Origin of the sequence: Microcoleus sp. OTE_8_concoct_300 (assembly GCF_031383065.1) — a bacterium.
Classification (GTDB): Bacteria; Cyanobacteriota; Cyanobacteriia; order Cyanobacteriales; family Microcoleaceae; genus Microcoleus.
In genome coordinates, this window is record NZ_JANMZH010000796.1 from 1 (window position 1) to 9,443 (window position 9,443).

8 protein-coding genes and 1 pseudogene are annotated in these 9,443 nt (G+C 48.1%); 6 read left to right on the plus strand and 3 right to left on the minus strand.

Going from position 1 to position 9,443, the window contains the following annotated elements; genetic code table 11:
• Positions 1-121: pseudogene (locus ACUVJL_RS35500) on the plus strand (IS110-like element ISStma4 family transposase); the annotation flags it as partial.
• Positions 122-535: 414 nt separating this feature from the next.
• Here ACUVJL_RS35500 and ACUVJL_RS35505 read toward each other — a convergent pair.
• The 3 genes from ACUVJL_RS35505 to ACUVJL_RS35515 form a co-directional block, all read right to left on the minus strand.
• Positions 536-2,497: an ATP-binding protein gene (locus ACUVJL_RS35505; RefSeq protein ID WP_445250111.1), complete on the minus strand. Its 1,962-nt coding sequence runs from the start codon at positions 2,495-2,497 to the stop codon at positions 536-538.
• Between the two features lie 28 nt (positions 2,498-2,525).
• Positions 2,526-3,800 carry a DUF4255 domain-containing protein gene (locus ACUVJL_RS35510; RefSeq protein ID WP_445250112.1) on the minus strand — a complete coding sequence of 425 codons (1,275 nt, stop codon included), beginning with the start codon at positions 3,798-3,800 and terminating at the stop codon, positions 2,526-2,528.
• Between the two features lie 138 nt (positions 3,801-3,938).
• A complete protein-coding gene (locus ACUVJL_RS35515; RefSeq protein WP_445250113.1) occupies positions 3,939-4,760 on the minus strand; it encodes a LuxR C-terminal-related transcriptional regulator in 822 nt (273 codons plus the stop codon).
• A gap of 313 nt (positions 4,761-5,073) precedes the next feature.
• Here ACUVJL_RS35515 and ACUVJL_RS35520 point away from each other — a divergent pair, with 313 nt between their 5' ends.
• The 5 genes from ACUVJL_RS35520 to ACUVJL_RS35540 all read left to right on the plus strand — a co-directional run bounded on the left by ACUVJL_RS35520 (position 5,074) and on the right by ACUVJL_RS35540 (position 9,309).
• Positions 5,074-6,846 (plus strand): phage tail sheath family protein, encoded by a 1,773-nt coding sequence (locus ACUVJL_RS35520; protein ID WP_445250114.1) that lies wholly within the window; start codon positions 5,074-5,076, stop codon positions 6,844-6,846.
• A 383-nt stretch (positions 6,847-7,229) separates the two neighbouring features.
• Positions 7,230-7,751, plus strand: coding sequence for a phage tail protein (locus ACUVJL_RS35525; RefSeq protein WP_445250115.1), 522 nt, complete (start codon positions 7,230-7,232; stop codon positions 7,749-7,751).
• A gap of 45 nt (positions 7,752-7,796) precedes the next feature.
• Complete coding sequence (locus ACUVJL_RS35530; RefSeq protein ID WP_445250116.1) at positions 7,797-8,300, plus strand: phage tail protein; 504 nt, start codon at positions 7,797-7,799, stop codon at positions 8,298-8,300.
• Positions 8,301-8,434: 134 nt separating this feature from the next.
• The gene (locus ACUVJL_RS35535; RefSeq protein ID WP_445250117.1) at positions 8,435-8,947 is read left to right on the plus strand and encodes a phage tail protein; all 513 of its coding nucleotides are present in this window, start codon (positions 8,435-8,437) and stop codon (positions 8,945-8,947) included.
• A gap of 11 nt (positions 8,948-8,958) precedes the next feature.
• On the plus strand, positions 8,959-9,309 hold the full coding sequence (locus ACUVJL_RS35540; RefSeq protein ID WP_445250118.1) for a hypothetical protein: 351 nt from the start codon (positions 8,959-8,961) through the stop codon (positions 9,307-9,309).
• The last annotated feature ends 134 nt before the right edge of the window (positions 9,310-9,443 follow it).

Here is a 9,443-nt window from a genome sequence, read left to right on the forward strand (position 1 = left end):
ACGTGGAAAGGTAAAAATGCAGGTGATTGGCGCTCTGATGAGGAAATTGGTGCATTTGGCTTTTGGGATTTTAAAGTCCCAAAAGCCCTTCGATCCTAATTATTTGACTGCTACCCCTTGACAGGTCAAGACAGTATCTACCTGATTTCGGGCGAAGCGAAGCGGAGGGAATCGACCGGACAGGATATCAGACATCCGGATAGCTCGCTGAAAAATAAAAACTCTTTGTTATTCTCAATCAGACAGCAAGTTGCTCAAACATTCAATTTGATTAGTAATTCACTATTCTTTTGTTTAATAGTGTTCCCGTTCCCTATTCAATTAATCATTACGATCGAGTGAGATGAAGAGCGATCGATCGCGCTTATCATACCTTAATCCAGCAACGCCTCATTTAGATACTCTGATTTGAAAGCTATTCGACCTGAACCGCCAGCGGCAAGCTTCCTAATCATACCTCAATTCAGCAACGCCAAAATTCCCTTGACAACTGGCTTTGAGGCTTAACTTGTCACCAATGGCTTTACCCGATCAACTACGAGCTAACCCATCCTTTCACTTCACTATCTGTTAATGGTTTTTCCACTTTCGTACTCTCGCTCCGAGCAGCACTTAACAAATGTTTCATTGTCACAGCTTCATTGGCATCGGCCGCCAAAAAAGCAGCATTCATCGCAATATTGCGAATATTTCCCCCTGCAACGCTGAGTCTCGCCAATTTATTAACATCCACTCCTTCTAAGGGCGTTTCTTTGGGAAAAATGCGACGCCAAATTTCAGCTCGTTGAGCTGCATCGGGAAAAGAAAACTGCACGACGAAGCGAATCCGCCGCAAAAAGGCACTGTCCAGCGCTCCTTTTAAATTAGTCGTTAAAATTGCTAACCCCCTATAAGCTTCCATCCGTTGCAATAAATAGCTAACTTCAATATTTGCATGGCGGTCGTGGGAATCTTTCACATCCGAGCGTTTGCCAAATAAAGCATCCGCTTCATCAAACAGCAAAATTGCTCCTCCGCCTTCGGCCGCATCAAACACCCGCCTCAAGTTCTTTTCTGTTTCGCCAATATATTTACTAACAACTGCACTCAAATCAATGCGATACAAATCTAAATTTAATTCCCTAGCAATTACCTCCGCTGCCGTTGTCTTCCCCGTCCCGCTAGGGCCAGCAAATAAAGCGCTAATTCCTAAACCCCGCCCTCCTTTACCGGCAAACCCCCAACGCTCATAAACTTTAACTCGCTGCCGGACATGGGCGATAATCGCTTGTAGTGTTTGAAACTGCATCTCTGGTAACACCAAATCATCCCAGCTAGCGCCTGCGTCAATGCGCTGGGCTAAATCTTCCATCCGGGGACGAGCTTGGGCGCGACACGCTTCCCACAAAGCATCGCTGAGGGTCTGAGAATTATCCTCTACCTCGATCTGCCCCAAGGTACTGGCACAAGTGGCTTGAATGGCAGGGGCATTTAAGTTGAATTGTGCCACCCAACGATCGATCCCCTCTGGCAACTCTGCTGCGAAGGCCCCTAGCGCTTCTTCCCAAAGCAAATACTGTTCTGAGTGCGTGGGCTTACTGACATCAAAACTCACCAGCGGGCGCTGGCGTTGGCGGATACGCTCTTGTGCTGTCACGATTAGAGGGCTATTGATTTGCTCGATTAAGCGAGCGATCGCGCTACCATTGCGCTCAACATCGGCTTCATCACAATCCAACACTAAAGCGCTATTGCACAACACCGCTTCCCGATCCCACAAACGCAAAAATTGCCCTAGTTCGTTAGCATTGCTGGGCAAATTATCTGCCAGCACCAGGTGCAAGCTCAACCCCAAAAGTTTACACGCTGTTGCTGCGATCGCCCGCTTGCTCGCCAGGTCTTCTCCGCACAGCAGCACTGCTAACAACCTCTCACTCCCTGCCGCCTGAGAAAGTGTTTGCGCCAATTGTTCGGCAAGCTGTTGGTGGGAAGGCACTAACTCACTAGACTCCCGTACAGGTTCAATCATTCCCGCCAAGCGTTCGTCCAGATGTTGAACTCCGGCGAGATAGTGCAAAATTCGCTCGTCAATGCGGAGGGGACTTTGAGTTAAGGTTGCACCTCCTCCCACTTCAATCAGTCGCCAGCGACGCAGGGGAGAGTTAGGGGTGAGAGCGTTCCAGTGCGGCGCATCTAAGGCACTCAGCGCTAAGCTGAAGGTGGGGTAAGGTTTTTGAGGATCGCCTTGGGCGATCGCGCACAAGCTGGCAAAACTCGCATCCAATTCCATGCCTGCACACAGCAGCAGCAAATCTCGTTCAAAGGTCGATAAGCCAAAGCTGTGGCAGAGTTGTTCGAGCGCTGAGCTTTCCCATTGATCCTGACCCGCAGCCGGCGGCTGTTTCCCGTTCTCTGCTTGCCCAGCCTTGTGTTCTAGGGCTTTTCGCACTTTGGCGAGGGCAGCCATTAGGGACTGTTGGTTCAATTTTTGCCAGTCTTGCACGGAAACAACGCTCATTTCTTTCAATTTAGGGGATGGCACAGGATTAAGGGATGGCGATCGCAGGGTCGATATACTGCTCAAACGTTGGACTATTGGTATCGCCATCGACTTGCAGCGTACTCTCTGCGCCGTCAACCTGAATTCTAAGCAAGTATTCTCCCGCTTTCACTCCTTGCAAGGTAAATAGGAGATTGCTACGATCGCCATTGCGGGGTTGGGCGCTGAACAGGTAAGCTTCTGACTGGGTGGCTGTACGTTCGTTGAGAATCAGGAGCGATCGCTGCCCAGAACCCACAATTACGTCGGTTACTACCTCAATCTCGGCGGTGCGCGCTTCGTCGTCACTGCCTTCTACACTGAGCAAATTCACCTCCAGCACGCAGGGCCGCAACACGAAAGGCGCTACATTCGACTCAACGCGCTGCTGGACCATTCGATTGGCAGTTTCTGTTTCCTCTGCTCTTTGTCGGTGGATCACTTGCAACCCCTGGACCCCTGCTCGCATCGCTTCTATCGGGATCAAGGACAAGGGTAAAGTCATTTCTGTCTCTTGTATAGTTGGGGGTGCTACCTCAACCCCGCAAACTCGGATTAAGGCCAGAGCGTTCGCTAGCATTTTACCGCGAATCGCTAACGTGCTAGTGGCGAAAATCGGTTGATCTCGACCTTCGGCTGATATTACTGAGTGAATTGCAGGCTGTTTGCCGAAGATCCACCCGCTGACGCGGCGATCGCGAATTGGCAATGATATTGCCACCGGATCTTCTCCTTCGAGCACTACAACTGTAATTTTATAAATAACTGATAAGACGTAGGGCGTTTGGAGAAAAACTGACCAAACTTTGGATAATTCATCCGTTGAAATTGGAACAAATTCTGCCCGAATCATTTCTATTTGTTCGGATAAGTCAGAATTTGCCAAAAAGGGGTAGCTCGGATCGCTGGCCGTTTCACGAATCATTTGAGCGGATAATATTCCTCTGTCTTCGAGCGTCCGCATCACACTTCCTAATAAGCGTTGGGGTTCTAGTTCTACATCATTTCCATAACAACTAATGAGGTAATATAAATCTATCGGCAACTGATTTCGCTTCACCAATTCGCCTTTTCGTTGGCGCGGTGGCATATCTGCGTTCCCCAGAGCTGTGTTACGTTTAACGTGATAAAGGTAAAGGCTAATTCCAGTTTCTGATGTCCCTCCAGAATTTTCTGGGCGAGTGGTGGTGACTCGCGCGCCCTCTACGTCGATTTGGACTGAGCGCTGCAATATTTTTTGCAATGTGGCTGTGACTGTGGCCATTGCTAAATAATTACTCATGGCATTGATTGTAAAGCAGTACAAGCTCTAAAAATGGGATAATTTAATGACTCATTACTAATTGCTATTTTTTTTAGGCTTTCCCATTAGCTATGAGCAGCTAACTTTGAGCTTTTAGCTATCAGTTTTTAGCCTGCTTCAAACAATGTCAAGTTCCAATGCTCTCACAATTGCCTGGCTACGGTTTTTCACGCCTAATTTTTCAAATATCGAGGTGAGGTGGGCTTTGACAGTGGCTATAGTAATGTAAAGGGGCTTCGCAATCTCTTCATTACAATACCCCTTGACTAATAATTCTAAAACTTCCTGTTCTCGCTGGGTGAGGCGGTAGGGGTGGTGGCTATCCGAGCTTGTCACCAACGAGCGCGATTGGTTAGCATTCGTAAAACTAGCTTGTCCGTAAAGGTGAAAACCCCGGAAAAACTGAGTTGCTACTTCAGGACACAGATAAACTTGACCGCTGAGTACCGTGAGCATAGCAGAGCAAAGTTGGGACGGCCAATTTTCTTTCAAGACATAGCCAAGAGCCCCTGCTTGCATGGCTAGAAAGATCACTTTTTCGTCTCTTTGACTTGAGATCGCTATAATTTTGAGTTTCTCTTGATTTCTTTTGTTAAATAAACTGTTCAACTCGACGATAGTATTAATTGCCTCCTCGGGTTCTTGATGAAAATCTATATCCAATAGAATTAAAGCTGGCTGTTGTTGAACAGCTACCTTTATTGCTTCTGGTTGCGTCTTGGCTTCCCCAACTATATTAAATTGCCATAAAGGGTTAACTTTATAGAAGCCAAAGAAGCTTCTTAAACTTTGAAAAAAGAAAAGCTCTTGAGCTACAAGTATGAGGGGGATGATTTTAAGCTCATTTTGAGGGCTAGTTGAGCTATAAAAACGTTGCGGAGTGACCCCATAATTTTCATTCGTTTTGGATGGTGAATTATTAATGATGATTCCGTGCATAATACAAGAGTCCCCCTGTTCAGCATTCAGCTTTTATTACGGTAAAACAAATATAGCACCTATCTAAAGGCATAGATTACAACACCTTAAACTTTATTCATAAATTAATGATATCCAGCCACCAGTGGTTCTGTGAGGGAAATTTCGACCAAAGTCTATAACTCATGCTCGGTGTTACCCCTTAACCTGTGTCTAGTCAGACAAACAAGCTTCAAGAAAAATCTTTGCCTTCTTCAGTCATGTCGCCACCAAGCAAAGCGAAGCGCGTGAAACTGGGGCAATTGCGGGCTAGCGTTGCAGGATATAAAGAATTATGGCAAGACTTGACTATTTCGCCCCTGGGGTTTACATAGAGGAAGTTGACAGAGGCAGTCGCCCCATAGCGGGCGTGCCAACAGCCGTTGGGGGATTTCTCGGTTTCACCGAAGATGTCCGAGGCGGAGCCGAAATGTTTAAGCCGACGTTGGTGACAAGCTGGAACCAGTACCTCCAGTATTTTGGACGCCCCAACTCTGACGGCTTTACCGACTTCGGGGCTTACCTTCCCTTCACCGTGTACGGGTGGTTTTTAAACGGCGGCGGCCGCTGTTGGGTGACGAGCATTGGGACTCAGTTGCCCGGTTCTGCAGCGCCGGACCCAAATACGGTAGGTACAAAGGTTTTGAACCGCGCCAAGCGCCCTGCGCTGCGGTTTTCCTTAGCTGAAGAGAGAGCGATCGCCCCAACCAGCAGCAGCGAGGCGCTGCTACCATCTTCCGAACGAGCAATTCGGGTAAGGATTATGGATGGGGAACCCAAACCCCCAGCCCCAGCCCCGGCCCCAAGCTCAGACACAGACTCAGACGCCAGCCCAGAGGCAAGCTCCGAGGCTGTCACCATCATCCCTGCCAATACAGGCGAATACTTCACTATTGTCATTACCCAAGGCGGGGAAGAGCTAGAGCGGTACGAACACCTGACCATGAACCCCCAAGCTGTCCCCGAAGTGACAGATTATGTCGTGACTGCCTTTGAGGAGTCCCGCTACCTTCGGGCTACAGACATCTCTCTCACGGGTACCCCCTTGGCGCGGCGTCCCAGCAACGGGCTGTTTGAAGTTAGCCCGCCTCCGGTGCAAGTACAGCCAGAACGCTTCAGCCAGTATGTAGAAGGTACGCAGGATGACCGCAGCGGCGTGCGCGGCTTGTTCGAGATTGACGACGTGACCATCGTTGCTTGCCCGGACTTGATGAAAGTTTACGAAGCAGGCTTGATGAACCTAGACCAAGTTCACGGCATTATGGACATGATGCTCAGCCTGTGCGAAGGAGCAGCCGCCGGCGACATCCCCAACCCGCCGAATCGTATGGTTATCCTCGACGCCCCTCCAGATCGCGTCAGGCCCCAAGATGTGGGTCGGTGGTTAACTGAAGAATTTAACCGCCGTTCTGCATTTGGCGCTCTCTACTACCCTTGGATCAGGGTTCCGAACCCCCGCAACGGAGGTCGCCCGATTGCCGTCCCGCCTTGCGGATACGCAGCCGGCATTTGGTCACGAGTCGATGAAACCAGGGGAGTTCACAAAGCTCCTGCTAACGAAGTGCCTCGCGGTGTCATCGGGCTGACCTATGACTGCAACTTCCGGGAACAAGAGTACCTCAATCCCCTAGGCATTAACTGCATCCGCAGTTTCCCTAACCGAGGCCTTCGCCTTTGGGGGGCTCGCACCCTCGTAGAACTGGATGATATCCAGTGGCGCTACATCAACGTCCGCCGCTTGATGAGTTACATCGGGAAATCGATTGAAGAGGGGACGCAGTGGGTGGTATTTGAACCCAACGACGAAGACCTCTGGCAGCGGGTCAAGCGCACTCTCAGCAATTTCCTTGACTCTCTGTGGCGGGAAGGAGCTCTGGCAGGAAGCAACCCCGGTCAAGCTTATTATGTCAAGTGCGATGAGGATATCAATACCCCGCAAACAATGCTCCAGGGTCGATTGTACGTTGAAGTTGGTGTCGCTCCTGTCCGCCCTGCTGAATTTGTGATTTTCCGAATCAGCCAGATTACAGGCAATGAAAATGAGGAGTCCGGCGGCCCCTTTGGTTAACGCGAGAAAGTAGAGGACAGGAAGTAAGGAAACTGGGTTAAGCAATCAGAATAAATTAAGTTCTGCGCTGTAGGAGAACTTCTCCTGTAGTTGCCTCAAAAACTCGGAACCTCTATCTTCTTTAGGACTTATATCATGTCGCATCGATTAACCATAATATTCCGGTCGGGGCGGGTTTTTGAGATGGTCAATTATTGGCAGGTATTGTTGGTGAGGGGAACCCCTACAAGAATCCCGATCGCTCGACCGGACATGATCTTACGCATTATAGATGATGTTTTGTAGGGGCAAACTCCTGTGATTGCCCTGCCGATCGCCGAATGATTGCGTAAGTTTTGTTCTCCCTTGAGCGAATGCTAAAAATCTGAGAAAGGAAGGAAAATATGGTAGGAGTTGTTACAACTGTTGCGTCTCGCTTTTACGTAGAGTTTGATGGGATTACTCAAGCTCAAATTAAGAGCATGGCTCAGATTTCTTATGAAGGAAAAGTGACGGGAAATGCCAAGCCAATCGGTTCGACCAAAGGGGGAATTCACGATCGGCAAACTACCTCTGGCGGCTACGATTCTAACCCCGCTATGACGGTTGAAGTTTACCTGTGCGATGATGCGCGAAGTGCTAGCGCTCAAATGTACAAGTGGTTCCAAGAATGCTTGCCACCGAGCGAGGGGGGTAAAGGAAACTGGTCGAATAATCGGAAAAATGGCTCGGTTGTCGTTTACGATCCGAATGGTCGGGAAATAATGCGTTGGAACTTGGAGCGAGCTTGGCCGAAAAAATACTCCGTTGCTGATGCAGATGTTACAGGTCAAGACTTAGCAGTAGAAACCTATGAACTCGTAGCGGAAAGCATCAATAAAGTAAAATCGGTGAGCGGTAGAGCCCTTACTTTTGGCAGCGCCTAAGAATTGAGAGAAAATTGATAGGGAGGATGAGTTAAAATGACCGCAATGGGAACTGATAGAAGCCTCATGGAGTACCTGACGGTTTCTCGCTTTTACTTAGAAATTAATAACAATACGCAATTACTAATTTCCAAAGCCAGCGGACTGTCAATTACGATCGATCCTGCTTCGGAGGGTAAGCCGATAGGAACCCGCAAGGGAATGATGACTGATACACAGACCACTCCAGCGACAGTCAGCTATCAAAATATGACCTTAGAGTTTGTTACGGCTGCTGACAACGATATCCTTTTACAATGGTATGTGGATTCACACCCGAAAGCAATGGGCGGTGGCGGTCGGGAGACAATGAGGCGACGTTATGAAGCTTCCTTGATCTTTTACAAACAAAATGGTTCCGAAGGAGCACGGTGGAATATTCGGGATGCTATTCCTGCTAAATATAAAACCACTCAGGTGAAAGCTGACAGCGCTGATATCTTTAAAGAAACCATTGAGATTGCTCATGCAGGGATGATTCGGGTTGCGGTGGGAGGAAGCAGAATGTAATCTGCCTAGAGATTCCCCAAAACCCTGAAAAAATGAAACTTTTTCGTTCCTCTTTTTTCAGGGGTTTGGGGCAAATTGTTTGCAAATTTAATCAGGTCTAAAGCCTGTTTAAGGGTTCCAATATTCAAACTAATATGTCAACTAATCAGGAACAATTAAAAGAAAATATAGCAGAAATTCTTACTGTATCCCGTTTTTATGTGGAGCTAAAATTAAAGGGTAGCAGCGATTCTGTTGATGCTTATTTTATGGAGTGTAAGGGGTTTAAGTATACTCAAAATGTGATAGAAATAGCGGAAGTTTTCCCTCAAAACTGGGGGGAAGCAACGAGGGGGCGAGTTATCCGCACGAAGATGCCAGGGAATGAGAAAGTGAATAACATTAATTTGCGCCGGGGTCTGAGTTCTTCTATGACTTTGTGGAACTGGATTGAGGAGGTGCAGGCAGGTGATTGGGCAGAGAATTGCTACGATGGTTCTCTGACTATCTATCGCCAGAATGCTAGTGAGGGAGCTCGGTTTAATTTTACAGGTGCTTGGCCGATCGGCTACTCGATCGCTGATAGTGTTGTCTCTGGTTCAGATCTGGCTTTTGAGGAGTTAGAATTAGCAGTGGAAACCTTTAAGCGCGTTCCTACTGCTGGTTAATATTTTGTCTCATGATCCAAACTGAGTTTGAGTTTACCCTTCCTAAAGGATACCTGGACGAACAGGGCAATTTGCACCGCAAGGGAGTTATGCGGCTCTCAAGGGCGATCGATGAAATTGTACCGATGCGCGACCCTAGAGTGCAATCGAATCCAGCTTATGCAACGGTGATTATTTTATCTCGCGTGATTAGCCGGTTGGGGGCGCTGGAAGATATTTCGCCGATGGTGATTGAAAATCTGTTTGCTTGCGACTTGAGTTACTTGCAAAAGTTTTATCGGTATATTAATGGGTTAGAAGAGGATCAAACTACCGATCGCGCTACTTCTGCTGATTCTCCCACTTCTATGCCCCTGCTTTAAATTTGCTATGGATCGCGAATTAAATAACTTACAATTTTAATTATTATTGTGGGATGGGCGTCCCGCCCGTCCAAAAAGGACGGGCGGGACGCCCATCCCACAAACTTGTGGAAGTTATTTAATTCTCATTCCTA

Bases quoted from the DNA above. Each gene is read 5' to 3' on its own strand.
- ACUVJL_RS35505 (WP_445250111.1), bottom strand. From the start codon at position 2,497: ATGAGCGTTGTTTCCGTGCAAGACTGGCAAAAATTGAACCAACAGTCC.
- ACUVJL_RS35510 (WP_445250112.1), bottom strand. From the start codon at position 3,800: ATGAGTAATTATTTAGCAATGGCCACAGTCACAGCCACATTGCAAAAA.
- ACUVJL_RS35515 (WP_445250113.1), bottom strand. From the start codon at position 4,760: ATGCACGGAATCATCATTAATAATTCACCATCCAAAACGAATGAAAAT.
- ACUVJL_RS35520 (WP_445250114.1), top strand. From the start codon at position 5,074: ATGGCAAGACTTGACTATTTCGCCCCTGGGGTTTACATAGAGGAAGTT.
- ACUVJL_RS35525 (WP_445250115.1), top strand. From the start codon at position 7,230: ATGGTAGGAGTTGTTACAACTGTTGCGTCTCGCTTTTACGTAGAGTTT.
- ACUVJL_RS35530 (WP_445250116.1), top strand. From the start codon at position 7,797: ATGGGAACTGATAGAAGCCTCATGGAGTACCTGACGGTTTCTCGCTTT.
- ACUVJL_RS35535 (WP_445250117.1), top strand. From the start codon at position 8,435: ATGTCAACTAATCAGGAACAATTAAAAGAAAATATAGCAGAAATTCTT.
- ACUVJL_RS35540 (WP_445250118.1), top strand. From the start codon at position 8,959: ATGATCCAAACTGAGTTTGAGTTTACCCTTCCTAAAGGATACCTGGAC.